Here is a 26799-nt window from a genome sequence, read left to right as displayed (position 1 = left end):
CTCCTCACAAAAAAACATCCATCATGTGAACGTGAACAATTTTTAACATCACGCATTTTACTGTCTGCGCCTTGTATCAGCCCGGTAACTCCCGTTCTCCGCCCTGTATCAGCTGTTATTTTTTGTTCTGGTTGACTGGGAGATACTTTATAATGTGAAAAAATGGTAATTGTCAGGGAGCAGATATGATTCCGGTTGAACGTCATCAACAGATTCTGGCACTGGTGGCCGATCGTGGCGTGGTGAGCATTGCTGAGTTAACTGAGCGGCTTGGCGTGTCACACATGACCATCCGCCGGGATGTGCAAAAACTGGAGGAACAAGGTGCTGTGCTGTCGGTTTCCGGCGGCGTGCGTTCTGCCGATCGACTGGCAGCTGAACCGTCACATCTGACGAAAAGCACCCTGTACAACGATGAAAAGCGCGCTATTGGCCGCACTGCTGCCCGTCACATTCCCCGTAACAGCTGCATCTATCTGGATGCCGGGACCACGACGTTAGCACTGGCACAGGAAGTGGTTGATCGTGATGATTTACTGGTGGTGACCAATGATTTCATGGTGGCGAATCTGCTGATGGAGGCGAGTCAGTGCCGGGTGATCCACACGGGCGGCACCGTATGCCGGGAGAACCGCTCCTGCGTCGGCGACTCGGCAGCACGCAGCCTGCGCAATCTGGCGATTGATATCGCCTTTATCTCCGCCTCCTGCTGGGGACCACGTGGCTTGTTTACACCGGATGAAGATAAAGTGATGGTGAAGCAGGCAGTAAGCGAAGTAAGCAGCAAACGGGTTTTACTGAGTGACAGTTCGAAGTACAACAGAATAGCGACGTTTCTGGCGTTACCGCTGGAGAGGTTTGATCAGGTGGTGACGGACAACAAACTGAGTGATGCGGGGCGGGATCTGTTAAGTGCGGGCAACCTGGAACTGGTGCTGGCCGGTTAACAGTTGCCGCCTTCCCGATAAAGCCCGGAAGGCGGCAACGTGAGCACGATTAAACTTCTTCGCTGAACTGCGGCACCGGATTACGGAAGCTGCGGGTCACGAATGCCAGGTAGATAATCCCGATGGCGGCCCAGATCAGGCCCAGAACCATAGAGCTCTCTTCCAGATTCACCCACAACGCACCGACCGTTATCGCGCCGAGCAGCGGCAGCAGCAGATACTGAACGTGATCTTTCAGCGTGCGGTTACGCTTCTCACGGATCCAGAACTGTGCGATCACCGACAGGTTCACGAAGGTAAACGCCACCAGCGCACCGAAGTTAATCAGCGCGGTCGCGGTGACCAGGTCAAAGTTAATCGCCATCAGCGCAATCGCACCGACCAGCAGCACGTTGAGCGACGGGGTACGCCATTTTGGATGGATGTAACCGAAGAAACGCTCCGGGAATACACCATCACGGCCCATCACATACATCAGACGCGATACGCCTGCGTGCGCCGCCATACCGGATGCCAGTACCGTGACCACCGAGAAGATCAGGATACCGACCTGCAGCGCTTTACCGGCTACGAACAGCATAATCTCAGGCTGTGAGGAGTCCGGATCCTGGAAACGGGTGATGTCCGGGAAGTAGAGCTGCAGGAAGTAAGATGCCGCGATAAAGATCACACCGCCAATCAGCGCCGTCAGGAAAATAGCGCGTGGAATGGTGCGTTCTGCATCTTTGGTCTCTTCCGACAGCGAACTGATGCCATCAAAGCCGAGGAACGAGAAGCAGAGTATGGTCGCACCGGTAATCATCGGCACCACGTGCGCATTCTCAGACCAGAACGGACGGCTGCTCACCAGGGTACCGGAACCGACGCCGCTTGCCACACCGTAGATCACCATGCCGGTGATCCCGACCATGACAATGACCTGCAGCACCACAATGACACTATTGAAGTTGGCGACGGTTTTGATGCCCTTGAGGTTAGATAGCGTCATAAAGCCGACCAGCAACACCACGAAGATCCACGACGGGATGCCCGGCACCAGCGATTCGAAATAGTTTTTAGCCAGCAGGATGTTGATCATCGGCATGAACAGGTAGTCCAGCAGTGATGACCAGCCGACCATAAAGCCGACGTGCGGACTGATCGCCTTCTGAGCGTAGGTATAAGCGGAGCCCGCAGAGGGGAAGCGGCGTACCAGCTTACCGTAACTCACGGCAGTGAACAGAATCGCAATCAGTGCGAAAGCATAAGCGGTGGCGACGTGACCATCGGTCAGACCGGAAACGATGCCAAAGGTATCGAACAGGGTCATAGGCTGCATGTAGGCTAAGCCCATCATGACGACCGGAAGTAACGTAAGCGTCTTTTTGAGTTGCGCACGCTGCGGTGCGGCGGAGGTATTAAGCGACATGCTTCAGTCCCCCCTGTGCGACAACCTGGCTGGGCTGGGTCACAGGGCAACTGCGCATTAAGCGACAGGGAGTAAGGTTAGCGGTTGACGCGGCGCCGTAGTCATCACGAAAACGCGTACCAGCGTTGGCTGGCAGAGTGAAAAACATCCCCATCTTTGTAATCCTCAATCTCACGCTTACGCGTGTTTTCAGTGTTTATCTATCCGGGTGCGTGCCCGGCCTCGGTTAAGTCAGCAAAAACGCTCTGTTAAAACTGGATGCAAAAAAATAACCGGCGCGTTAAGCGTCGGTTATCATCTGATTTTGCAGGCCGCGTATTCTGCCCTAACCCGTGGCAGTATTACAAGCCGTCGGGGCACCTTATGCAAAAAAAAGCGCGACAGAGTAACGCTGAAAAGCTCATCAGGCGTTTTTCAGCATCCAGTCTATTTCCGTAGACGTAATCAGTCGTTCAAACTGCATCAGTTCATGATGCTTGCAGCTGTGCCAGACACTGGCAAAGCGTTCGCCCAGTAACTTCTGCAGCGGATAGCTGCTGTCAAACTCATACAGCGCATCACTCTGCCGGATCGGCAGTGCCAGCCCCTCGGCATGGTGTCCGTTGCCGGTGACCGGATGCGGCAATGGCAGCTGCTTATCCAGCCCATGCAGCATCCCGGCCAGGATAGCCGAGACGACCAGATAGGGATTAGCATCAGCGCCTGCCACCCGATACTCAATACGGTGGTTGTCGATATCGCCGCACGGCACGCGCAGCGCAACGGTACGGTTGTTATGACCCCACGAAGCCTGTAACGGCACATAGGCTTCAGGGACAAAGCGGCGATAGGCATTCACATTGGGTGCCAGCAGCGCCATTGAGGCGGGCATCAGATCGATCATCCCGGCCAGCGCCCGTTTCATCAGCGGAGAATCGCTGCCGTCATCGCAGGCAAAGGCGTTGTGATCGGCGGCATCCAGCATGCTGATATGCACATGCATGCCGCTGCCCGCGTACTCCTCATAGGGCTTCGCCATAAACGTCGCGGTCATACCGTGGTTTTCTGCCACCTGACGAATCAGGCGCTTCAGCTGCACCGCATGGTCGCAGGCGCGCAGCACGTCACGGGTATGATGCAGGTTGATCTCAAACTGTCCGGGCGAGGCTTCCGCCAGCGCGCCATCGGCCGGTATGCCCTGCTGACGGGCCAAATCGTCAATATCGCGCAGGACATCAGCGAAATGATCGAGATTATCGACCGAGTAGACCTGGCTCTGCATATTGCGTTCATCGCTGCCAGGCGAACAGGGCGGCTGGATAAAGCCTTCAGCATCGCGCTTTTTGTCCACCAGATAGAACTCCAGCTCTACCGCTACCACCGGAAACAGACCTCGGTTGCGCAACTGTTGCCACAGTCGGTTGAGGACATTTCGGGGTTCAACGTCAAAGGGAGTGCCATCTTGGTTGCACATGGTTAACAGCAGCTGTGCAATGTGTTGAGGGTCAGAGGCGGAGGGAACTAACGTGCCGCTAACGGGCAGACAGAGATTATCGGGTTCACCAAGAGACTGGCCGAGTCCCGCTTCTTCCACCGTGTTGCCGAGGATATCCATGGCAAACACTGAGGCGGGGAAATAACATCCTTTTTCCAGCTTAGGTAGCGCAGAGACCGGAATACGCTTACCGCGGAACACACCATTTAAATCATTTAACAGGATGTCGACATACTGCGTTTCAGGATGGCGCTCCAGCCAGGTTTTCACCTCAAGCTGGAACGCGCTGGTTCGTTTCTCTTCACTGTGAAGCGTGAAGTCTTCCACTTCTACCAGGTTAGTCATGATCTCACCCGCCCCTATTAGGTTTGCGTAATGCTCAAAATAACAGCCACACCACTAACATAGCGCCAACATAAAAAGTGTGCAAATGTAACAAATCTGTTTGAAGAACAAACAGCACATTGCTAGATTGAAAAAATATTGCACACTTAACCGCCAGACGTGCCCTTTCGGTAGATATTTCGACCAGTAATGCGAGGACGTAAGATGGGCATTATTTTTGACAAGCCGTTGATTGGCGTAGTGATGTGCCAGAAGGATCTGGGCGGCCATCCGACTCAGACGGTGCATAACAAGTATATTGATGCGGTCGTCCTGGCGGGTGGCGTGCCTCTCGCCCTGCCCCAAAGTCTTACTAATGCGCCTCATCTATCAGAAAACGCTATGGCTGTGCTGGATGGCCTGCTCCTCACCGGCAGTCCCAGCAACATCGAACCCTGGCATTATGGCGAAGCCGGTGAAGAGCCGCATGCCGATCCGGGCCGCGACCGTCTCGCCTTTCAGCTGATCACCTGGGCCACCAGCCACAAAATGCCGATGTTTGGCATCTGCCGTGGACTGCAGGAGCTGGTGGTGGCCAATGGTGGCGCGCTGTGGCGGAATCTCAGTGAGCAGGCAAAATTTCAGCGTCATCATGAAGATGAGACACTGCCATTTGATGACCAGTATGCGCCAGCGCATACCATCACTATCGAACCGGATGGCCTGCTGGCAACGCTGCTGGACAGCAATATGCCGCTTGCGGTCAATTCACTGCATCATCAGGGCGTGCGCGAACCGGGGCCGCAGCTGCGCGTTGAGGCACGCGCGCCGGATGGCCTGATTGAGGCGGTGAGCCTGCGTCATCATCCCTTCGCCCTGGCGGTACAGTGGCATCCCGAATGGCAACCGGAAAACACGGCGGGATCGCAGGCGCTGTTCAGCGGCTTTATTCAGGCCGCGAGTCGTTACCACAGGGGAAAAGCAGATGAGTGATGCCACGCTGGCACCGGGACGACGGCTGGCGCAGATCCGGCAGACGATGGGATTGTCGCAACGTCGCGTTGCTGAACTGGCCGGACTGACCCACAGCGCTATCAGCACCATTGAGCAGGATAAGGTCAGCCCGGCGGTCAGCACCCTGCAGAAGCTGCTAAAGGTCTATGGGCTGTCGCTGTCGGAATTCTTCTCCGACCCCAAACCGGATGCGGAGCCGAAAGTGATTGTCCGACCCAGCGATCTGCTGGAGATTGGCAGCCAGGGTGTGTCGCTGAAGCTGATCGACAATGGCCGTGCGCAGCGCACGCTGGGCATGCTGCTGGAAACCTATCAACCCGGTGCCAGCACTGGCGAGAAGCTCCGTCATCCAGGCGAAGAGACCGGTACGCTGCTGGAAGGCGAAATTACGCTGATCATCAACGGACAGCAGTTTCATCTCTCCGCTGGCGAGAGCTATGTGATTGACACCGGTTTACCGCACAGCTTCACCAACAGGGCTGAAATCCCCTGCCGCATTGTCAGTGCCCACACGCCAGCCAACTTTTAGGCGCTTCCCGGAGGTTGTTATGAATTATGTGGAGAGTTATTACGCAGCGACCGCCAATCCGCATGCGCCCTGGCCGACCCTGCAGGAGAGCATTCAGTGTGACGTCTGCATAATTGGTGGCGGTTTCACCGGTCTTTCAGCGGCGCTGCATCTGACCGAGGTCGGCTATGACGTGGTCGTGCTGGAAGCGGCGCGGGTCGGCTTCGGTGCCAGCGGGCGAAACGGCGGTCAGGTGGTGAACTCCTACAGCCGCGACGTGGATGTGATTGAGCAGCGCTACGGTAAAGAGAGCGCCCGCATGCTGGGCAGCATGATGTTTGAAGGCGCTGAGATTATCCGCGATCGCATTAAGCGGTATGCAATTGACTGTGACTACCGGCCCGGCGGCATTTTTGCAGCGCTGAATGCACGTCAGATGGCACATCTGCAAAAACAGAAAACGCTATGGCAGCAGTACGGCAATTACGATCTGGAGTTGCTGGACGAACGGGGTATTCGCCGCGAAGTTGCCACCGAACGTTATGTCGGCGGGCTACTGGATCGACGTGGCGGCCATCTGCATCCGCTGAATCTGGCGCTGGGAGAAGCGGAAGCCATTCGTCGACATGGTGGACGCATTTATGAGCAGTCCGCGGCGACAGATGTGGTTTATGGCACACCTAACCGGGTGAAGACCGCTCAGGGCGAAGTCAGTGCGACATTTGTGATCTTCGCCGGTAATGCCTATCTGTCACCCCAGCTGGAGCCACGCCTGAGCAGGAAAAGCATGCCATGCGGCTCGCAGATTGTGGCAACCGAACCGCTGACACCCGACCAGGCACTGTCGCTGATGCCGAACAATTACTGTGTGGAGGATTGTAACTATCTGCTGGATTACTTCCGTCTGACCGCCGACAACCGGCTGCTCTATGGCGGCGGCGTGGTCTACGGCGCGCGGGAACCAGCCGATATTGAAGCGCTGATCCGGCCCAAGCTGCGCCGTACTTTCCCGCAATTGCAGAACGTGAAGCTGGACTTCAGCTGGAGCGGCAATTTCCTGCTAACGCTGTCGCGTATGCCGCAGTTTGGCCGGATGGAGAAGAATGTCTATTTTATGCAGGGCGACAGCGGCCATGGCGTCACCAGTACCCATCTCTCCGGCAAGCTGATTAGCGAAGTGTTACGCGGCGATGCGGAGCGGTTCGACGCCTTTGCTCGTCTGCCTCACCTGCCGTTTCCCGGCGGGCGGCGGTTTAAGGTGCCGCTGACGGCGATGGGGGCGGTGTGGTATGCGTTGAGGGATCGGCTGGGGGTGTGAGGCTGAGGGCCAGACCTGGCTGCCTGGCCTGATGAAAACAGGTCCTGCAGCAGGGCACATTCTGCTCTGTTGTTTAAAATGCTTTGGTATGTTGTAACTATAGGAAGAGCAGACTCCTCACATATCAGAGCGGGAGCACTCAGCCCCCGCAACAGCGCCAGCCGCGTATCACTCCAGCGGCATCTTCACCGGGTCGTCATAGCGGTACTCAAACCCGAGTTCACTACAGATGCGTGACCCATCAATCAGCTTGCCGCTGTCTTTTACGGCCTCTGGCGCGAACTGCGGCGGCTGCAGACCAAGCTGGCGCGTAACGGCGGGATAGAAGGTGTCGCGCGTCGGATGTTTCGGCGCACTAAGGTTATAAACCCGGCCCCCTTTTGGCGACTGCAGCAGCAGCGTAATCGCCTCAACCACGTCATCCAGATGCACCAGATTGACGCCCTGCGAGCCATTTGCCACATCCTGCTTACCGGCGAGGAAGCGTCCCGGATGACGCTTTGGCCCGACCAGACCGGACAAACGCACAATATCCACGCTGGTTCCTGGCAGATCGTGCAGCCAGCTCTCCAGCTTAACCAGGGTTTTACCGGCTACCGTTTCGGCGGTCAGCGGGCTGTTTTCCCGTTTAATGCCAGAGCTGCCACCATAGACTGACGTTGAGCTGGTAAAGATGATGCGCGGCACTTTATACACCAGCGCGGTATCGACCACATTCTGCACCGCCTGCAGATAAGCTTCACCGCCTTCCGCTGTACGGCTGGCAGGTAACGTGACAATCAATGCATCGACGTTAAAGAGCGGCTCGATATCGGCAGCATCACACAGCAGTTCCGGCGTCAGTTCCAGCTGGAACGCCTCAATGCCGCAGCGGCGTGCGGCTTCAACTCCGTCTGGCGTGGTTTTGCTGCCGGTGACCTGCCAGCCTCGCGCCGTTAACGCCGTGGCCAGCGGCATACCCAGCCAGCCCAGTCCCACAATCGCGACCTTCTTCATTTTGACTCCTGACGTGAAACATCAACCCTGACTTCACCGTAGTTTGCCCCCGGATTGCAAACAAGAACAACCTGTTTCAGCGCTTTCCGAAGCGCCTGTTTAAAAAAGTGTTGCCAAGTGCTGCCATCTTCGCTAGGTTAAACCCCACAAATGAATACTCATTCATCGACGAGATTATTATGACACGCGTTCAGTTCAACCATCATCACCACCATCATCCTGACTAGTCTTTCAGGCGATTGGTGCTGGAAGACTTTCAAGATCTTCCAGTGGTGTGAACGCAAGAGAACCCCCGGAAGATCGTCTTCCGGGGGTTTTTTTATGGGCTGGCGCAACCACACTTTCAGGACAGGATTAAGAGGACAGGAACCATGTTAGATAACACCCGTTTACGCATAGCTATGCAGAAATCTGGCCGTTTAAGTGATGATTCACGCGAACTGCTGGCGCGCTGCGGCGTTAAAATCAACCTTCAGCAACAGCGCCTGATTGCGTTTGCGGAGAACATGCCGATCGACATCCTGCGCGTGCGCGATGACGATATCCCTGGCCTGGTGATGGACGGTGTGGTCGATCTCGGCATCATCGGTGAAAACGTGCTGGAAGAGGAATTACTCTCGCGCCGTGCCCAGGGCGAAGACCCGCGCTATTTTACGCTGCGTCGCCTGGATTTCGGCGGTTGCCGTCTGTCACTGGCGATGGCGACTGACGCCGAGTACACCGGCCCGGAATGCCTCGATAAATCCCGCATCGCTACCTCTTATCCGCACCTGCTCAAACAGTACCTCGACAAAAAAGGCGTCAGCTTTAAAACCTGTATGCTGAATGGCTCTGTTGAAGTGGCGACCCGCGCCGGTCTGGCGGATGCCATCTGCGATCTGGTCTCCACCGGTGCCACGCTGGAAGCGAATGGCCTGCGTGAAGTGGAAGTCATCTATCGCTCAAAAGCCGTCCTGATCCAGCGCGACGGCGAGATGCCAGCCGCCAAGCAGGAGCTGATCGACAAGATGATGACCCGTATTCAGGGCGTGATTAAAGCGCGTGAATCGAAGTACATCATGCTGCACGCGCCGAGTGAGCGGCTGGAAGAAGTAATCAGCCTGCTGCCTGGCGCGGAGCGTCCGACAGTTCTGCCGCTGGCAGGCGATGTCAGCCGCGTGGCAATGCATATGGTCAGCAGCGAAACCCTGTTCTGGGAAACCATGGAAAAACTGAAAGCGTTGGGTGCCAGTTCAATTCTGGTGCTGCCTATTGAGAAGATGATGGAGTAAGCCATGGCCTTTTCTACCCCGATTGAGTGGCAGCAGTGCACCTCCGAACAGCAGCAGGCGCTGCTGTTGCGTCCTGCCATCGCCGCCTCTGAAAACGTCACGCTGACAGTGCGTAACGTGCTGGAGCAGGTAAAGCTGAACGGTGATGACGCGCTGCGCGAGTTCAGCGCCCGCTTCGACAAGGCGCAGGTTGAAAATCTGCGTGTGACGCCGCAGCAAATCGCAGACGCCAGCGCCCAACTGAGTGCCGAGCTGAAGCAGGCGATGGCCGTCGCGGTGGGCAATATCGAAACCTTCCACAACGCGCAGATTTTGCCGCCAGTGGATGTGGAAACCCAGCCCGGCGTGCGCTGCCAGCAGATCACCCGCCCGGTGAAATCGGTCGGACTTTATATTCCTGGTGGTTCCGCCCCACTCTTCTCCACCGTGCTGATGCTGGCGACTCCGGCCCGTATCGCCGGTTGTGGCCGCGTGGTGCTCTGTTCACCGCCGCCGATTGCCGATGAGATCCTCTATGCCGCGCAGCTGTGCGGCGTAGAAGAGGTGTTCCAGGTGGGCGGCGCGCAGGCTATCGCCGCGCTGGCCTTCGGCACTGAAACCGTGCCGCGCGTGGACAAGATTTTTGGCCCGGGCAACGCCTGGGTGACCGAAGCGAAACGTCAGGTAAGTCAGCGACTCGATGGCGCGGCGATTGATATGCCTGCCGGGCCGTCAGAAGTGCTGGTGATTGCCGATGAAGGCGCCACGCCCGCGTTTGTCGCGTCTGATTTACTCTCACAGGCAGAGCATGGGCCCGACTCGCAGGTTATTCTGCTGACGCCTTCATTAAAGCTGGCCGAGGCGGTCGCGGTCGCGGTTGAGCAGCAGCTGGCACAGTTGCCGCGTGCGGCCACGGCGCGTCAGGCGCTGGAGAGCAGCCGCCTGATCGTGGCGCGCGACCTTGAGCAATGCGTTGAGATTTCCAATCTCTACGGCCCTGAGCACCTGATTCTGCAGACCCGTCAGCCGCGCGATCTGGTGGAGTCGATCACCAGCGCCGGTTCAGTCTTCTTAGGCGACTGGTCGCCGGAGTCCGCGGGCGATTATGCCTCGGGCACGAATCACGTGTTACCGACCTACGGTTATACGTCGACCTGTTCCAGCCTGGGCCTGGCCGACTTCCAGAAACGCATGACGGTGCAGGAGCTGACGCCGCAGGGCTTCCTGAATCTGGCCGCCACGATTGAAACCCTGGCCGCCGCTGAGCAGCTGGATGCCCACAAGAATGCCGTCACCCTGCGCGTTGCCGCACTGAAGGAGCAAGCATGAGTCAGGATATTGAGCAGCTGGCGCGCGCCAATGTGCGCGCTCTGACGCCTTATATGTCGGCGCGTCGTCTGGGTGGCAACGGTGATGTCTGGCTCAATGCCAACGAATTCCCGCTGCCGGTGCCGTTTGAGCTGTCGCAACAGACGCTGAACCGCTATCCCGAATGTCAGCCAAAGCTGGTTATTGAGCGCTATGCGGCTTACGCAGGTTTAACGCCGGAGCAGGTGCTGGTCAGCCGTGGCGCGGATGAAGCCATCGAACTAATCATGCGCGCCTTTTGTGAGCCGGGACAGGATGCGATTCTGTTCTGTCCGCCGACCTATGGCATGTACAGCGTCAGCGCCGAAACCATCGGCATTGAATATCGCACCGTTCCGGCGCTTAGCGACTGGCAGCTCAACCTGCCCGCTATCGCGGAACAGCTTGATGGCGTCAAAGTCGTTTACCTTTGCAGCCCGAACAACCCGACCGGCAACCTGATTAATCAGGACGACATCCGCCAGTTACTGGCGATGACCGCCGGTAAAGCGCTGGTGGTAGCCGATGAAGCCTATATTGAATTCTGCCGGCAGGCGACGCTGACCGGCTGGCTGAAGGATTATCCGCATCTGGTCATTCTGCGTACCCTTTCAAAAGCCTTTGCGCTGGCGGGCCTGCGTTGTGGGTTTGCGCTGGCGAATAAGCCGGTGATCGACCTGCTGATGAAGGTGATTGCGCCCTACCCGCTGGCGACGCCGGTAGCGGACGTGGCGGGTCAGGCACTGAGCGAGCAAGGCATTGCGCTGATGCGTGAGCATGTGGTCCAGCTGAACGACAATCGCAGCTGGCTGCTGGCTGAACTGGCGCAGCTGGCCTGCGTTGAGCAGGTTTTTCCCAGCGAAACCAACTATGTGCTGGCGCGCTTTACCGATTCCCCAAAAGTCTTCAAAACCTTATGGGATCAGGGCATTATCCTGCGTGATCAGAACAAAAATCCGGGCCTGTCGGGATGCCTGCGCATCTCCATCGGCACGCGTGAAGAGTGCGAACGAGCGATCGCCGCGCTGCAAGCCTTTTCTCTGGAGCAAGCATGAGTCAGAAGACCCTTTTTATTGACCGCGACGGGACGTTAATCTCTGAGCCGCTTGAGGATTATCAGGTCGACCGTATGGATAAACTGGCATTTGAGCCAGACGTTATCCCGGCGCTGCTGGCGCTGCAGGCCGCCGGTTATCGCCTGGTGATGATTACCAACCAGGATGGTCTTGGCACCGCCAGTTTCCCGCAGGCGGATTTTGATGGGCCGCACAATCTGATGATGCAGGTCCTGACCTCGCAGGGCATCGCGTTTGACGATGTGCTGATCTGCCCGCACATGCCGGACGATCACTGCGACTGCCGCAAGCCGAAAACGAAAATGGTAGAAGCCTGGCTGGCAGAAGGCGCGCTGGATACCGCCAACAGTTATGTGATTGGCGATCGTCTGACCGACGTGCAGCTGGCGGAGAACATGGGCATTCAGCCTATCCGCTACGGCGCTGACGGCGAGAACTGGCAGACCATTCAGCAGCGTCTGACCCAGCGTGACCGCCATGCGCTGGTGCAGCGCAACACGAAAGAGACGCAGGTTCGGGTCGAACTCTGGCTGGATCGCGAAGGCGGCAGCAAGATTAATACCGGCGTGGGTTTCTTCGACCACATGCTGGACCAGATTGCGGTGCACGGCGGCTTCCGCATGAACATTGAAGTGAAAGGCGATCTCTATATTGACGATCACCACACGGTGGAAGATACCGGTCTGGCACTGGGCGAAGCGCTGCTGAAGGCGCTGGGCGACAAGCGTGGCATTGGCCGTTTCGGCTTTGTGCTGCCGATGGATGAATGCCTGGCGCGCTGCGCGCTGGATATCTCCGGCCGTCCGCACATCGAGTTCAAAGCAGAGTTCAACTATCAACGCGTGGGCGACCTCAGCACTGAGATGGTCGAGCACTTCTTCAGCTCGCTCTCTTACGCCATGATGAGCACCCTGCATCTGAAAACCAAAGGCAAGAATGACCATCATCGCGTCGAGAGCCTGTTTAAAGCCTTTGGTCGTACGCTGCGCCAGGCGATCCGCGTTGAGGGTAATACCCTGCCGAGTTCGAAGGGAGTGCTGTGATGAACGTGGTGATCATGGATACCGGTTGCGCCAATCTCTCGTCGGTGAAATGGGCAATTGAACGTCTGGGCTATACCCCGGAAGTGAGCCGCGATTCCGATGTGGTGCTGCGCGCCGACAAACTGTTTCTGCCAGGCGTAGGCACCGCGCAGGCGGCAATGAAGCAACTGGAAGAGCGTGACCTGATCGATCTGGTAAAAGCCTGTACCCAGCCGGTGCTGGGGATCTGTCTGGGTATGCAGCTGCTGGGACGCGGCAGCGATGAAAACGGCGGCGTGCCGACGCTGGGCATTATCGATGAGCCGGTGTCACTCATGGACACCCACGGCCTGCCGCTGCCGCACATGGGCTGGAACCAGATTACCGCGCAGGCGGGCAATCATCTGTTCCGCGGCATTGATGAAGGATCCTATTTCTACTTCGTCCACAGCTATGCCATGCCGGTCAACGCCAGCACCATCGCCCAGTGTCACTACGGTGAAGCGTTCACCGCCGCGGTGCAGAAAGATAACTTCTTCGGCGTCCAGTTCCATCCGGAACGCTCGGGCAAAGCGGGCGCGCAGTTGCTGAAAAACTTCCTGGAGATGTAATGATTATCCCCGCGTTAGATTTAATTGACGGCAAAGTGGTTCGTCTGCATCAGGGCGATTATGGTCAGCAGCGTGATTACGGCAGTGAGCCGCTGCCACGTCTGAAGGATTACGTAAGCCAGGGCGCGACTGTGCTGCATCTGGTGGATTTAACCGGCGCGAAAGATCCGGCGAAACGCCAGATTACGCTGCTGAAATCCCTGCTGGACGGCGTTGATGTGACGGTGCAGGTGGGCGGCGGCATTCGCAGCCGTGACGATGTGCACGCGCTGCTGGAAGCGGGTGCGAGTCGTGTGGTGGTCGGTTCCACTGCTGTGAAAGAGCCTGAAGAGGTCAAACGGTGGTTCGCGGAGTTTGGCGCAGAGGCGATTGTGCTGGCGTTAGATGTGCGCATTGACGCCAGTAACCGCAAAGAAGTGGCGATCAGTGGCTGGCAGGAAGCGGCGGGTGTTACCCTGGAAGAGGTGGTTACCGACTTTCAGCAGGTGGGCCTGAAGCATGTGCTGTGCACCGATATTTCCCGCGACGGCACCCTGAGCGGTTCCAATGTTGCGCTCTATCAGGAAGTCACGGCGCGCTTCCCGACGATCGCTTTCCAGTCCTCGGGTGGCATTGGCGACCTCAATGATATCGCCGCCCTGCGCGGCAGCGGCGTTCAGGGCGTGATTGTCGGACGTGCGCTGCTGGAAAATAAATTCACAGTTTCGGAGGCGATCGCATGCTGGCAAAACGGATAATTCCCTGTCTGGACGTACGTGACGGTCAGGTGGTCAAAGGCGTACAGTTTCGCAATCACGAAATCATTGGCGACATTGTGCCGCTGGCGCAGCGCTACGCTGCTGAAGGAGCAGACGAACTGGTCTTCTATGACATCACCGCCTCATCTGATGGCCGCGTCGTCGACAAAAGCTGGGTATCACGCGTTGCGGAAGTGATCGATATTCCATTCTGCGTCGCGGGCGGCATCAAAACCCCTGAAGACGCGGCACGTATTCTGGAGTTTGGTGCGGATAAGATCTCGATTAACTCCCCGGCGCTTGCCGATCCCACGCTCATCACCCGCCTCGCAGACCGGTTTGGCGTGCAGTGTATCGTGGTCGGCATCGATACCTGGTTTGACGAGGCCAGCGGCAAGTATCAGGTGAATCAGTATACCGGTGACGAAGCACGCACCCGCGTGACGCAGTGGGAAACGCTGGAGTGGGTGCAGGAAGTGCAGAAACTGGGCGCAGGCGAGATCGTGCTGAACATGATGAATCAGGATGGCGTGCGTAACGGCTATGACCTGGTGCAGCTGAAGAAAATGCGTGAAGTCTGCAACGTGCCCCTGATCGCCTCTGGCGGCGCAGGCACCATGCAGCACTTCCTGGAGGCGTTTACCGAGGCGAATGTCGATGGTGCTTTAGCCGCCTCGGTATTCCATAAGCAGATTATTGATATTGGTGAGCTGAAGAGCTTTCTGATCGACAACGGAGTGGAGATTCGCGCGTGCTAACTCAACAACAACAGGCCCTTCTCGACTGGGATAAAACACAGGGCATGATGCCGGTCATCGTTCAGCACAACGTCTCAGGCGAAGTGCTGATGCATGGCTACATGAACCCGGCAGCGCTGGAAAAAACCCTGGCAGAAGGCAATGTCACCTTTTTCTCCCGCACCAAAAACCGCTTGTGGACCAAAGGCGAGACCTCCGGCAACTTTCTGCAGGTGGTAAGCATCACGCCTGACTGCGACAACGACACACTGCTGGTACTGGCGAACCCGATTGGCCCGACCTGCCATCTCGGCACCACCAGCTGCTTCTCTCCGGCTGTGCCTGAATGGACCTTCCTCTATCAGCTGGAAGAGCTGCTGGCGTCGCGCAAAACGGCTGACCCTGAAAGCTCTTACACTGCACGGCTCTACGCCAGCGGCACGAAGCGCATCGCGCAGAAAGTGGGTGAAGAAGGCGTTGAGACCGCGCTGGCGGCGACCGTCAACGATCGGGATGAACTGACCAATGAAGCTTCAGACCTTGTCTATCACCTGATGGTGTTGTTACAGGATCAGAATCTCGACTTCAGCGCGGTGATTAACAACCTGCGCAACCGCCATAAGTAATTGTGCAATATGCTGCTCAGAATTTCGTTTTACAGGCGGATTCTGAGCAGAATCCTTCTCAAAAATTAAACGCTATTGTTGAGCATCATATTGCTCAACAGGTGTTGCCATGCGCACACTCCAGCTATTTATTAAGGGCCGCTGGTATGATGCCGCCCAACTCAATATTTAGCATCCCCTCCAGGGCCGTGAAAGCGCCGCCTTACTTGCGTACGATTATCTTGATCAGCGTATTAAAGGCTGGCAACTATGAAAAAAACGCTGTCACCTTTGGAACGCGAAGCGATGCTGCTGAACCTTACTCAACAGTTTCCTGAAGAGAAACTGTCACAGGGCGAGCTCCTGATGCAGCTTCGCAAAAACGTGCTGGGATTCTCTCAGGAACGTTATGCCGCGCTGGCCGGGATTAGCCGCCGCACATTGTCAGATATTGAACAGGACAGGGACAATACCACGCTGAGCACCCTCAACCGGGCGCTTAAACCGCTGGGTCTGAAAACCGGCATATTGCCACGTCAGCCGCATATGCTGCAGACACTGATGCTGCAACTGACCGCAGGAGAGCACCGTGACCACCCATGAAAAGTTAATCGCTCTGCTCGAGCAACACCAGGCGCGTTATCGCCTGATGGAACATGAGGCGACCGGCAAATGTGAAGCGGTTGCGGCGATACGCGGCACCGAAATCGGTCAGGGCGCGAAAGCGCTGGTCTGTCATGTGAAAGGCAATGGCATTAAGCAGCATGTGCTGGCGGTATTACCGGCCGACCGGCAGGCCGATCTGGGCAAAGTCGCGGCAGCAGTAGGCGGTCGACGCGCTTCACTCGCCAGCCCGGCGGAGACCGCTCTGCTGACCGGCTGCGTATTCGGGGCGATACCACCGTTCAGCTTTCATCCTGACCTCAGGCTGATTGTGGACCCCGCGCTGTTTGAACGTTATCCGGCGATCGCGTTTAACGCCGGTCTGCTGGAACGCTCAGTGATCCTGAATACCGAAGATTATCGCGCGTTATGCGCGGCTGACGTGGTGGCGATTACGCAGTAATTGCCATCCCGGCAGCCCGGCGATACTCTGCATAATCACTCATCACGACAGAATAAGAGCAAAATCATGAACATTTTCACTCAACGCCTGCGTCAGACGCTGGCTGTGGCGGTTATGGCAGGCTGCGCTTTTAGCGCGCAGGCAAAAATCGAACAGGTGCGTTTCGCGGTCGATCCGACCTATCCGCCCTTCGAATCGAAAACGCCACAGGGCAAGCTGGTCGGCTTTGATATTGATCTGGGCAATGCGCTCTGTACTCAGATGCAGGCAAAATGTGTCTGGGTTGAAAGCCAGTTTGACGGCATGATCCCGGCCCTTAAAGCGCGTAAATTTGATGCCATTCTGTCTGACATGGGCATTACCGAAGAGCGCCTGAAGCAGATCGATTTCACTGTTCCACTCTATGACACCCACACCCAGCTGATTGCCCGTAAAGGCGCTGGCATCCTGCCCACCGTTGAATCCCTGAAAGGAAAAACGGTCGGCGTAGAACAGGGAACGGTTCAGGAGCGCTATGCGCTGGCAAAATGGCAGCCTCACGGTGTGACCGTAGTGCCTTATGGCGATCAGGCACAGGTTGAAAGCGATCTGGTTTCAGGCCGACTGGATGCGGTATTCACCGATGCGGCACAGGCGGCCATCGGCTTCCTGAAGCATCCGCAGGGCAAAGATTTTGAACTGGCTGGACCGATTATTCAGGATCCGATTATCGGCCCCGGCACGGCTATTGGCCTGCGCAAAGGCGATACCGAACTGAAAACCGCACTGGATAATGCCTTTGCCGAAATCAAAAAGAACGGCACCTTTGACCAGATTCAGAAGCGCTACTTCGCCACGGATATCTCTATCCAGCAGTAACCTCGCGGTCATCCTTTTTCGTCCTCACCGCGATCCGGCACTATACTCTAACTTTTTCGGGACGGCGCGCTGTCGTCCTTTGCCGATTAAAGGACATTAACACGGTATGCATCAACAACATCATCCACTGTTAAGCGCCTCTTTAGGCACCCAGCGTGAAATCATCAGTTTCCATTTCGGTGAAGATTACCAGCGTCAGGTTTATATCCAGGCTGCCCTGCATGGCGACGAACTGCCCGGTATGGCGGTGGCGTGGTTTTTAAAGCAGCGACTACAGGCGCTGGAGTCCGCCGGTCAACTTAAAGCCGCCTTTACACTGGTGCCAGTTGCCAATCCACTGGCGCTGGGACAGCACTGGCATGGCACCCATCTGGGCCGATTCCATACGCTCTCTGGCCAGGACTTCAACCGCCGTTTCCCGTCACTGGGCGCAACCCTGGCGGCCGGGCTGGCTGAAAGTCTGACCCAGAGTGAAACGCAGAATAAGAGTCTGATCCGCGAGGCAATTGATCGCCACTATCGCGATACCGTGCCAAAAACCGAGCTGGATGCGCAGCGCTTTACGCTGATGCGGATGGCCAGTCAGGCCGATCTGATGATTGACCTGCACTGTGACTGGGAAGCCGTGCCGCACCTCTACACGACACCGCACGCCTGGCCGGACATTGAGCCGCTGGCGCGCTGGTTAGGCAGTGAAGTACAGCTGCTGGCGCAGATCTCCGGTGGAGAGCCGTTTGATGAAGCCTGCTGCGAACCCTGGCTGACGCTGGCAGAGCGATTTGGTAAGGATTACCCGATGCCACGCGGACTGCTGCCAGTGACACTGGAGTTGCGAGGCATGCGTGATGTTTCGCCTGAACAGGCCGAGAAAGACGCGGAGGCGATTATTTCAGCGCTGCAGGAACGCGGCTATATCGGCTACAGCGAACCTTCAATTTCCGTAGAGGTGGCCGCGCCCGTCATTGGTGGCGATGAACTGGTCCCGGCGAGCGCGGGCGGCGATGATGTGGTAGCAATCAATGACGGGCCGATTGGTTTGAACGTACCTGACGTTGCTGAAGCACCGGGAGAGGCGAGCGTGATTAAAGAACGTCACAGCGAAGGATCGTCGGCGGCCTCCCCTTCCCTGAAAAATCCGCCAACGCCGTTAGCGGGCTGTGAATATATTCATTCGCCGGTTTCAGGGTTGATTTTGCATCGCAAACCGCTGGGCGCACTGATTCGTCCGGGAGAAGTGGTGGCTGAGATTGTTGATCCGCTGACCGACCATATTACGCCGCTGGTCGCAGAGTATGGCGGTATTCTCTATGCAAGGCACTGGGTAAGGTTTGCGACAGCGGGCATGCTGGTGGTGCGGCTGGCGGGTGAGCGAGAGATTCGGAGCGGGGATTTGCTGGTAGGATAAAAAAAGGGCTTCCCGAGGGAAGCCCTTTTTAGTGATTAGTCTAACCACTCGGTGTGGAACACACCGTCTTTATCAATGCGCTTGTAGGTATGCGCACCAAAGTAGTCACGCTGCGCCTGAATCAGGTTAGCAGGCAGCACTTCTGAACGATAGCTGTCATAGTAAGCGATCGCCGCAGAGAAGGTTGGCGTCGGGATACCGTTCTGAATCGCATAAGAAACGACATCACGCAGCGCCTGCTGATACTGATCCGCGATATCTTTGAAGTACGGAGCCAGCAACAGGTTAGCGATGCCTGCATCGGCTTCATAAGCATCAGTGATCTTCTGCAGGAACTGGGCACGGATGATGCAGCCAGCGCGGAAGATCTTCGCGATTTCCCCGTAGTGCAGATCCCAGTTGTTCTCTTCTGACGCGGCACGCAGCTGTGAGAAGCCCTGCGCATAAGAGACGATTTTACCGAGGTACAGCGCGCGACGAACTTTCTCGATGAACTCCGCTTTGTCGCCAGTGAAGGCTTTTGCCTGTGGACCGCTCAGTACTTTAGAGGCCGCAACACGCTGCGTTTTCAGCGAGGAGAGATAACGGGCAAAGACAGACTCGGTGATCAGTGACAGAGGCTCACCGAGATCCAGTGAACTCTGGCTGGTCCATTTACCGGTGCCTTTGTTTGCTGCTTCATCCAGAATCACATCAACCAGGTATTTACCGTCTTCGTCTTTCTTGGTGAAGATATCTTTGGTGATGTCAATCAGGTAGCTGCTCAGCTCGCCGTTGTTCCAGTCGGTGAAGGTCTCAGCCAGCTCTTCGTTGTTCAGGCCCAGTGCGCCTTTCAGCAGCGCATAGGCTTCTGCGATCAGCTGCATGTCGCCATATTCGATGCCGTTGTGAACCATCTTCACGTAGTGGCCCGCGCCGTCCGGACCGATATAGGCCACACAGGCTTCGCCATCTTCCGCACGCGCCGCGATCTTATCCAGAATCGGCGCAACCAGCTCGTAGGCTTCTTTCTGGCCACCAGGCATGATGGATGGACCTTTCAGTGCGCCCTCTTCACCGCCGGAAACGCCGGTACCGATGAAGTTGAAGCCCTGGTCAGACAGTTCTTTGTTACGACGGATGGTGTCTTTGTAGAAGGTGTTACCGCCATCAATCAGGATGTCGCCTTTATCCAGGTGTGGAGTCAGTGAGGCGATAGTCTTGTCAGTCGCTTCACCCGCCTGAACCATCAGCAGGATACGACGAGGTTTTTCCAGCGATTCAACAAACTCTTCAACGGTGTAAAAAGGAGCAAGCTTCTTGCCCTGGTTCTCGGCGATGACTTCATCAGTCTTTTCGCGTGAACGGTTGAAGATTGAAACAGTGTAACCGCGGCTCTCAATGTTAAGAGCCAGATTGCGGCCCATCACTGCCATACCTACAACGCCGATCTGTTGCTTGGACATTACATACTCCTGTCTGTGGTCTCGCATGGTGTTACCCGTAACACCACTTCGTAAGTGATCACTATGTTAACTCAGGATAGCGGATTAAAGGTAATGAATGGTGCGGTAGCACCATTAAATTATGTTAATAAAAATCAACCAGATAGGTTGTTTTGCTAAATAATGCTTCCCAGACTGAAATACACATGAATTTAATAAACACAATCGATAACCTGGCATCAACCTTTGTGAGCATTGATACCTGACTGAGAGTTAAAGTGATGTGATATCGACTACTTTAAAACCTTGTGAATTAGCTACTGCTCCAGTGACCCTTTCGACACTGTGAGCAAGAGTGCCGTCCAGTTGACCCGCCTCAAGTTCGAACTCTTCTTCGTCTAGCAAGTTGCTGGCCAATGGATCGAGGGCATCTTTTCTAAACCAGAACATGGAACCAGCCGGGAAACTGGTTTTGAATGTCTTGAACAATTCGGGAGAATCCATCCGTGCAAAGAGTTTTTCAAGCCAGTATCTGTTACCCAGATTTATTTCAGGAATTGAAAGATCCGTGATTGAATTTCTCGGTGCAATTATTCCGACATCTTCATGTAGCTCAAAATAGTTGATGATTTTTGCAACATGTTCGCGTGCTCCAAGAAGATCCGCGAAAAGGCTTTCACGCCATTGTTGACCATCAACACGATGCGGTGACTTTTTAGTATGAACCTTACAGATATATTTATAACCAAAGCCATCAGCAACTTTGAGCGCCTTAATGAAAGGCCGAATATCTCTCCCCCTATTATCTACCATCACAAAGAAAACATTTTTAAAGGAAGCTTTTATTTTCTCAAGCGTGCTCAGTTTAACATCGCTGCGCATAGTAATGATTAGGTCAAGCTTATCCTGATATTGAGCGATATATTTTTCGACTAATTCGCAAGCCAGGTCTTCATAATAGGCATGTAAAATAACTGCAGACTTAAATCTGGGTTTAAATTCTTGATTCATATCTGAAATAAGCTGGTTATCACAATCATATTTCAAAAGTGAATTACGAAGAATATTAGCTGTAGCATGTAAATAGGCATAGCCATTGTGACGGTCCGGCTCAAGATGCGCACCTTCAGCCCATTCGTTCCAGGCATTGACAAAGACAAGACGCTCTTCAGGTCTGCGATTCATTGTCGTTTTAATTGCGCTATCAAGCCATTTAGCATAGAGCTCAGGTTTTGCATTATAGAAAGAGAAACCCTGAGTAGGTTTTCGGGCTTCATTATCCCATGATGGCATGACTGCTTTGAAACAGGTAAAATTGTCGTTATCAATTTTACCTGCTCTCAACGCCAGCTCTTCATAATCATAAACCCGCCCTGTAAAGTTTTTATTTAACGGCGTAATACTGTCAGTAATATCTTTAGCACCAATCTGATGCGGTGGGAACTCAACAATAGCGTCAAAGTCATAAGGCTGCGGACTTGAAACATCGAATGCATTAACGACAACAAGGTAAAGACCTGGTAATCCATTTTTAATGGCATGCTCACGCCAGCGTTTACCCGTCTCTTTAGCATCTGGAAGTGAACTTGCACGATAAAGAATAAGCAGTGGCTTACCATCTACTCTGATATAGCGCTCATCCTTAAGTGCAGGCATGATGTCATCTAAAAAGGCAATATCATCTTCTGGAGAATGCTTTTGAGAAATCAAAACATCATTTTCCAGACCGTCCCAGCGACGCGTCCAGTTCTCATTAGCCCAGCATAAACAAAAATCAATATCGAGCGATTTATCTTTAAGGAAATTTTGTACAGGCGTTTCCATCAGACGTTTGCCACCAAACCAGTAATGGTGGAAGCAAAAACCATTGACCCCATACTGTTTTGCTAGATCAATTTGCTGGCGCATGACCTGAGGTAAACGTAAATCATAAAAACCGAGTTCGCCGGGTAAGCGTGGCTGTTGATGCCCAAGATATTGCGGCCTTGCTTTAGTCACGTTTGTCCATTCAGTGAAACCTTCACCCCACCACTCATTATTCTCTTTAAATGGATGAAATTGCGGGAGATAGTAGGCGATGACTTTTACCGGTAAATCAACGCCTTCAAGACTATCGAGCGCCTTAGGTACATAATGACTTTGTTCGTTAACTTTCAGTGAAGCTTTTTTAAAATCAGTTTTTAGCCAAGCCTCAATCAGCGAAGACCTATCATTGATAGATGTTTCATTAAAGGTATCTGTTGAAGCAGGATTATGAGCATAAATGCCAGGGTTATTATTCTTATAGGCTGACTGTAATCTGCTATAGACAGCTTTAACTCCCTCTTCTTTATAAAGCCTGGAGACCAGTTTAATACGATATTTCAAAAGATCGCGATCTCCGGAAGATAACATCTTTTTTGCAAAACGATAGATTTTCAACGTCAATACCCTTATCTGATTTCAGATTGCCAGTTTAGTATTTATTCAGCGATTTAGCAGACCGACTGAAAAATGAAGCTAATTTCCATGCTCTTGATGAAGTAATTTTCTGTAATTTATCCGTTTTGACTTTAACCTCTTCCGTAAGTTTTTCTTCTCTGAATTTTTGTTCAGCGGCAACGCTAAGAAGGTCGTCGATTTGCTCCTGCAACCTCGAACAGGATTCTTGCGCATCGATCAACTCTTTCTCTTTAATATCTAATAAAGTATTTTTACCAAATATCTCCTCACCTTTCTCCTTGATCTGCTTTTCAACATCTTTAATTTGATTTTCAACATTGGTCACAGTTGAGGAGAGATCCTGATTTGTATGATAAACTCTGGCAAGTTCACTTTTATAATCATTTAAGAAGTCACGAACAACGAAAAACGAATTTTTATAGCGTTCAAAAAGATCGTTAGTGTCAACGTTTACTACTTGCGAAACTAGAGCAACCTCTTGTTTTAAGTATTCGTTAAAATGCTCTTCAGTCAGTTCTGGGAAGATTTCTGTTACTATAATTTTAGTAGTGGTAAATATATTAGAATCTGATAGCTCTTTTGTAGGAGCAATGGAGGTTACTCGCAATAGAGAGTTGAATACGCCTCTGAAAACCAGATAGGAAAGCATTAATGGCTTATCAGAGCTTAGTTCTAAATCGAAAATCTCGTAGCCTTGCTCAGTTTTAATAATATTAAATGGAGTTGCGTCCAGGTATTCTGGTGGAAGCTCAGTGTTCCATTTCCAGGAATCCGCATCCTTTCCAGTGACGAGTGCTTTACTGATCCACAGCCTTGCCCATTCAGTCACGCTGCTTAATTGCCACCCATGTTTATTAATAATATTTACCAAGCTTAGCCACAGACTTTCGCCTTGATAGAATGGCTCTTCATTAATAAATTCACCTGATATTTTGTAACTTTCAATCTTATAATTACCATTAACCTCAAGAAACTTAATTTTCTTTTGGCTGTCATTAATTCTGGCATCAGAATAATACCAAGCCAACGTATTATCGCTTTCGTGACTTAACTCTGATGCCGAAGCAATCATAAGAAATGAATTTGACAAATCTGAAGCAAGCTTATTATTCCAGATTGTTTTTGTTGACTCTTCTAATGAGAATGTATACGAATCTGGTGCCTGTGCATCTTTATGATGTACTTCACTCACCAAAGGATAAATTATTGAACTGCGCTCTTGATGACCATATGGAGTAATAACTAAAGTTGGCAGTTTGTAGTCAGGAAAAGGAAGAAATTCCTCAATATTGCTGAATCCTACTTTTTTCATCATTTGGATAAGTTCAACTCTACCAAAGGTGCGTACACCATTATTATGGTAAGCATTATTAATACCTACCATTGGTATTCCCAAATGATCTTCCTTGGCTCCAGCTAAATATTTCATGCCGAGTTGGTTTTCGATTGCTACAAATAAAGAACCATCGGATTTCAATCTTTTCTTGCAGAACGACAAAAGTGATAATTGTCCTTCATGGCCCAGGAAACACTGGGCATATTCGAGAACGCCAATCAATAATACGTAATCAAATTCACCTATATCCGGAATTTTATCGCTAGGACAATTGATTACAGTAACATTTGATAGATCCTTGCAACGGTTGCGTGTTATAGATGCTCTTCTTTTACTACCTTCTATGGCAATAACTTCTGCGCCAGCTTCAGCTATGAAACGCGTTATCGCACCACAACCACATCCAATCTCCAGAACACGTTTGCCTTTGAACTTTTTCCCAAATGGCCTCAGTAAGTTAGATCTTTTTGAAGTTAAATGATACTGTGAAGGCCAGTCTTTTATATATCCAGCAAGTTCCTGCGAAAGTACGGAACAGTCCTGAGACTTTGTGACAACGTCCAGAATATAGTTTTCATGATAATCGCCGTCATTATAATTGAATTCCTGCTGATCTTTTTCGGCCCAGATATTGATTTCAGAGTCATAAACGAAATCAGATGATAACAATACTGTTGAAAGTTTTTCTTTATTCACAGTTAATCGAAGCCTCTAAATTTACCAGACCTAAAAACTCTGGGGTAGGTTCTACTGTAATATGAATTGAATCATATCTCCGATCGTGCGGAACTACCTCTCCTGATGTATCATAACTGGCAAGGCCAATCGAAATAAAATAGTCACCCTGGAAAAGACGCATTGGCATTTCAGTATTAACGGTATATGACTTTCCTTCCTCTCCAGCTTCAATGAAAGGCGCTTCTAATATATTGGTATTAGTGTTATAAATTGTTACCCCATCTTTAGTTTTTACAGCAAAACCAAAAATAGGCCTGAAAATAGTTGAGTTGAACTTAATAAGAAACTTAAGCTTGATATTTCCATTGCCCGATACGCTGAAGGGATAAAGATTCTCACCCTGAACAAGTGAAAAGTCCTGAATCTCGGCAGCTCTGTCGCCCCAGCGAAATTCATTAGGATTATAGTTATTGCGATTTTCGAATCCGTTTTCTTCTAGAGTAACGACAGGCTCAATCTCCTGACTTACGTTAAACCTTTCAGTCTGGTCTTTTTCAATTTTACTAGCTGATTTAAGATGGTTATCCTCTTTAATTCGCTTCGCATTTGCTGAGGATGACTTTCCAAAGAGTAGATCCAGATATTTATTAACAATATCTTTTGGGGCACCGTTGCCTACAATCGAACCATCATTAAGTAGTATAGCTTTATCACAATGCGTAATAATCTGTTCAGTAGCATGGGATACAAAAAGAATGGATGTACCATCATTTTTAAGTTGTTTCAATCTGGCAAAACATTTTGCCTGAAATTTAGCATCTCCAACAGCTAATGCCTCATCAACGATTAATATCTCAGGATCTATTTGCGCCTGTACAGCAAATGCAAGACGAACCATCATTCCGCTTGAATAAGTCTTCACCGGATTATTAATAAAGTGACCAATATCGGCAAAAGACAAGATATCATCTAACTTACTATCGATCTCTTCTTTAGTCAGACCTAAAAGCGCGCCGTTCAGATAAACATTTTCACGTCCGGTAAAGTCACCATTAAAACCAGCACCTAGTTCAAGTAAGGCAGCAACGCGACCTTGAATATTGACTGATCCCTGGGTAGGGGATAATGTACCTGCAATAATCTGCAATAAGGTTGATTTACCAGAGCCATTCCGTCCGACCACACCCAGCGTTTCGCCTTTAGGTAAATTAAAACTTATATCCTGAAGTGCCCAAAATTCTTCATGGTATACACGAGGTACTTTGCCTAGTTTACGTTCAATATTAGGTACGATAAATTGCTTAAGTCTTCTGACAGGACTATCGAAGACCTGATAGCATTTGCTAACATCGATTATTTCTAATGCATTGTCTTTAGATAACATCAGCAAATCCCTTACGTGTTTTCTGGAACCAGAAGTAGCTTAGCCATAATATTACTGTTGAAACACAACCATATATTAGCAATCCGTTAAAATCTGGCATTCTACCCCAGATAACAACTTCCCGAGTTTGCTCAATTATGAATGTCAATGGATTAGATAATATGATGACCTGATATTTCTGAGGTACAGAAGACAGTGGATAAAACACAGGGGAAAGGAAAAGTATTACCGTAATTAACAACGTTATAAACTGTCCTAGATCCCGAATAAATACGCCCAGCGAAGAAATCAAAAAACTCAAAGCCAGTACTAAAATCAATACGGGAATAAATACAACAGGAAGCAGCACCACAGTCCAGTGGATATAACCATTCGCAAAAGTAAATGCAAGTAATAGCACAAAAATATTGATTAACGCCTGAAAGCAAGCGGACAACAATGCTATTACCGGAAAAGAATCAAGTGGGAAAACCACTTTTTTGACATAATTAGCATTATTAAGTATTAATGTGGGTGATTTAGTCAACACTTCACCAAATATCCCATGCACAATAAGTCCCGCGAAAAGAATAATAGCAAACTGTGCTTTTGACTCATTTGCGGCAGCGTTTCCCCAGCGAGCATTAAATACTTCGGAAAAAACAAGCGTATAAACAGCCAACATAAAAACAGGGTTTATGAAAGACCAGAAAATGCCCATTACTGAGCCTTTATATCTGCTTATCACATCGCGCTTGGTCATTTCGAAAATAATATGTCTATTAATATAGGTATTCTTGCATAACGACCACAGCGAAGTATCGTGTTTAGTATTCTGCTGCAAAATTTCACC

General features: G+C 52.2%; 25 protein-coding genes and 1 other annotated feature. Of the genes, 17 read left to right on the top strand and 8 right to left on the bottom strand.

All coding sequences use genetic code 11. The features are described 5' to 3' along the window. Positions 1-185: 185 nt before the first annotated feature. Positions 186-947 (top strand): DNA-binding transcriptional repressor YgbI, encoded by a 762-nt coding sequence (gene ygbI, locus K6R05_RS06855; RefSeq protein WP_222925261.1) that lies wholly within the window; start codon positions 186-188, stop codon positions 945-947. Between the two features lie 49 nt (positions 948-996). Here ygbI and K6R05_RS06850 read toward each other — a convergent pair whose 3' ends face one another. Continuing rightward, the gene (locus K6R05_RS06850) at positions 997-2355 is read right to left on the bottom strand and encodes an APC family permease (protein WP_161734426.1); all 1359 of its coding nucleotides are present in this window, start codon (positions 2353-2355) and stop codon (positions 997-999) included. 403 nt (positions 2356-2758) lie between these two features. Then, entirely contained in the window at positions 2759-4177 is a 1419-nt protein-coding gene (locus tag K6R05_RS06845) for a glutamine synthetase family protein (RefSeq protein WP_222925466.1), read from the bottom strand. Positions 4178-4378: 201 nt separating this feature from the next. Between K6R05_RS06845 and puuD the strand changes: the two genes are divergently transcribed. Genes puuD through K6R05_RS06830 form a run of 3 tightly spaced genes read left to right on the top strand, consistent with a single transcriptional unit; the run spans position 4379 to position 6993 of the window. After that, positions 4379-5146, top strand: coding sequence for a gamma-glutamyl-gamma-aminobutyrate hydrolase (puuD, locus tag K6R05_RS06840; protein WP_161734430.1), 768 nt, complete (start codon positions 4379-4381; stop codon positions 5144-5146). Further along, positions 5139-5696: an HTH-type transcriptional regulator PuuR gene (puuR, locus tag K6R05_RS06835; RefSeq protein WP_161734432.1), complete on the top strand. Its 558-nt coding sequence runs from the start codon at positions 5139-5141 to the stop codon at positions 5694-5696. The genes puuD and puuR overlap by 8 nt, the downstream gene beginning before the upstream one ends. Positions 5697-5715: 19 nt before the next feature. Beyond that, positions 5716-6993, top strand: coding sequence for an NAD(P)/FAD-dependent oxidoreductase (locus K6R05_RS06830; RefSeq protein ID WP_161734434.1), 1278 nt, complete (start codon positions 5716-5718; stop codon positions 6991-6993). A gap of 168 nt (positions 6994-7161) precedes the next feature. Here the strand turns inward: K6R05_RS06830 and K6R05_RS06825 are convergent, their stop codons facing one another. Then, complete coding sequence (locus tag K6R05_RS06825; protein WP_033783626.1) at positions 7162-7989, bottom strand: SDR family oxidoreductase; 828 nt, start codon at positions 7987-7989, stop codon at positions 7162-7164. A 179-nt stretch (positions 7990-8168) separates the two neighbouring features. Here K6R05_RS06825 and hisL point away from each other — a divergent pair, with 179 nt between their 5' ends. The 13 genes from hisL (at position 8169) to K6R05_RS06760 (ending at position 18703) form a co-directional block, all read left to right on the top strand. After that, positions 8169-8216: a his operon leader peptide gene (hisL, locus tag K6R05_RS06820; RefSeq protein WP_100396937.1), complete on the top strand. Its 48-nt coding sequence runs from the start codon at positions 8169-8171 to the stop codon at positions 8214-8216. Then, positions 8192-8312: a sequence feature (His leader region), on the top strand. (Overlaps the previous gene by 25 nt.) 48 nt (positions 8313-8360) lie before the next feature. Then, the gene (gene hisG, locus K6R05_RS06815; protein WP_061062857.1) at positions 8361-9260 is read left to right on the top strand and encodes an ATP phosphoribosyltransferase; all 900 of its coding nucleotides are present in this window, start codon (positions 8361-8363) and stop codon (positions 9258-9260) included. 3 nt (positions 9261-9263) lie between these two features. Continuing rightward, positions 9264-10568, top strand: coding sequence for a histidinol dehydrogenase (hisD, locus tag K6R05_RS06810; protein ID WP_161734438.1), 1305 nt, complete (start codon positions 9264-9266; stop codon positions 10566-10568). Next, positions 10565-11641 (top strand): histidinol-phosphate transaminase, encoded by a 1077-nt coding sequence (hisC, locus tag K6R05_RS06805; protein WP_222925260.1) that lies wholly within the window; start codon positions 10565-10567, stop codon positions 11639-11641. Before hisD ends, hisC begins: the two co-directional genes overlap by 4 nt. Further along, positions 11638-12705 (top strand): bifunctional histidinol-phosphatase/imidazoleglycerol-phosphate dehydratase HisB, encoded by a 1068-nt coding sequence (gene hisB, locus K6R05_RS06800; RefSeq protein WP_222925259.1) that lies wholly within the window; start codon positions 11638-11640, stop codon positions 12703-12705. The genes hisC and hisB overlap by 4 nt, the downstream gene beginning before the upstream one ends. After that, positions 12705-13295, top strand: coding sequence for an imidazole glycerol phosphate synthase subunit HisH (gene hisH / locus K6R05_RS06795; protein ID WP_161734444.1), 591 nt, complete (start codon positions 12705-12707; stop codon positions 13293-13295). Before hisB ends, hisH begins: the two co-directional genes overlap by 1 nt. Next, positions 13295-14032 (top strand): 1-(5-phosphoribosyl)-5-[(5-phosphoribosylamino)methylideneamino]imidazole-4-carboxamide isomerase, encoded by a 738-nt coding sequence (gene hisA / locus K6R05_RS06790; RefSeq protein ID WP_161734446.1) that lies wholly within the window; start codon positions 13295-13297, stop codon positions 14030-14032. Before hisH ends, hisA begins: the two co-directional genes overlap by 1 nt. Next, on the top strand, positions 14014-14790 hold the full coding sequence (hisF, locus tag K6R05_RS06785) for an imidazole glycerol phosphate synthase subunit HisF (protein WP_222925258.1): 777 nt from the start codon (positions 14014-14016) through the stop codon (positions 14788-14790). Before hisA ends, hisF begins: the two co-directional genes overlap by 19 nt. Further along, on the top strand, positions 14784-15395 hold the full coding sequence (hisIE, locus tag K6R05_RS06780; protein WP_161734447.1) for a bifunctional phosphoribosyl-AMP cyclohydrolase/phosphoribosyl-ATP diphosphatase HisIE: 612 nt from the start codon (positions 14784-14786) through the stop codon (positions 15393-15395). Before hisF ends, hisIE begins: the two co-directional genes overlap by 7 nt. 249 nt (positions 15396-15644) lie before the next feature. Then, entirely contained in the window at positions 15645-15977 is a 333-nt protein-coding gene (locus K6R05_RS06775) for a helix-turn-helix domain-containing protein (RefSeq protein WP_161734449.1), read from the top strand. Further along, positions 15964-16440 carry a YbaK/prolyl-tRNA synthetase associated domain-containing protein gene (locus K6R05_RS06770; RefSeq protein ID WP_161734451.1) on the top strand — a complete coding sequence of 159 codons (477 nt, stop codon included), beginning with the start codon at positions 15964-15966 and terminating at the stop codon, positions 16438-16440. The genes K6R05_RS06775 and K6R05_RS06770 overlap by 14 nt, the downstream gene beginning before the upstream one ends. A 66-nt stretch (positions 16441-16506) precedes the next feature. Next, positions 16507-17298, top strand: coding sequence for an ABC transporter substrate-binding protein (locus K6R05_RS06765; protein ID WP_161734453.1), 792 nt, complete (start codon positions 16507-16509; stop codon positions 17296-17298). A gap of 106 nt (positions 17299-17404) precedes the next feature. Then, on the top strand, positions 17405-18703 hold the full coding sequence (locus tag K6R05_RS06760) for a succinylglutamate desuccinylase/aspartoacylase family protein (RefSeq protein WP_222925257.1): 1299 nt from the start codon (positions 17405-17407) through the stop codon (positions 18701-18703). A 35-nt stretch (positions 18704-18738) separates the two neighbouring features. Here the strand turns inward: K6R05_RS06760 and gnd are convergent, their stop codons facing one another. From gnd to K6R05_RS06735, 5 genes are all read right to left on the bottom strand, one after another. Continuing rightward, positions 18739-20148, bottom strand: coding sequence for an NADP-dependent phosphogluconate dehydrogenase (gene gnd / locus K6R05_RS06755; protein ID WP_033733220.1), 1410 nt, complete (start codon positions 20146-20148; stop codon positions 18739-18741). A gap of 252 nt (positions 20149-20400) precedes the next feature. Continuing rightward, positions 20401-22548 carry a glycoside hydrolase family 99-like domain-containing protein gene (locus tag K6R05_RS06750; protein ID WP_222925256.1) on the bottom strand — a complete coding sequence of 716 codons (2148 nt, stop codon included), beginning with the start codon at positions 22546-22548 and terminating at the stop codon, positions 20401-20403. A gap of 34 nt (positions 22549-22582) precedes the next feature. Next, complete coding sequence (locus K6R05_RS06745) at positions 22583-24601, bottom strand: class I SAM-dependent methyltransferase (RefSeq protein ID WP_222925255.1); 2019 nt, start codon at positions 24599-24601, stop codon at positions 22583-22585. Beyond that, a complete protein-coding gene (locus tag K6R05_RS06740) occupies positions 24594-25967 on the bottom strand; it encodes an ABC transporter ATP-binding protein (protein ID WP_222925254.1) in 1374 nt (457 codons plus the stop codon). Before K6R05_RS06740 ends, K6R05_RS06745 begins: the two co-directional genes overlap by 8 nt. Further along, positions 25957-26790 (bottom strand): ABC transporter permease, encoded by an 834-nt coding sequence (locus K6R05_RS06735; protein WP_222925253.1) that lies wholly within the window; start codon positions 26788-26790, stop codon positions 25957-25959. Before K6R05_RS06735 ends, K6R05_RS06740 begins: the two co-directional genes overlap by 11 nt. Positions 26791-26799: the final 9 nt, after the last annotated feature.

Origin of the sequence: Pantoea alfalfae (genome assembly GCF_019880205.1) — a bacterium.
GTDB classification, from domain to species: Bacteria; Pseudomonadota; Gammaproteobacteria; order Enterobacterales; family Enterobacteriaceae; genus Pantoea; species Pantoea alfalfae.
This window is presented reverse-complemented; position numbering and strand designations above follow the sequence as displayed.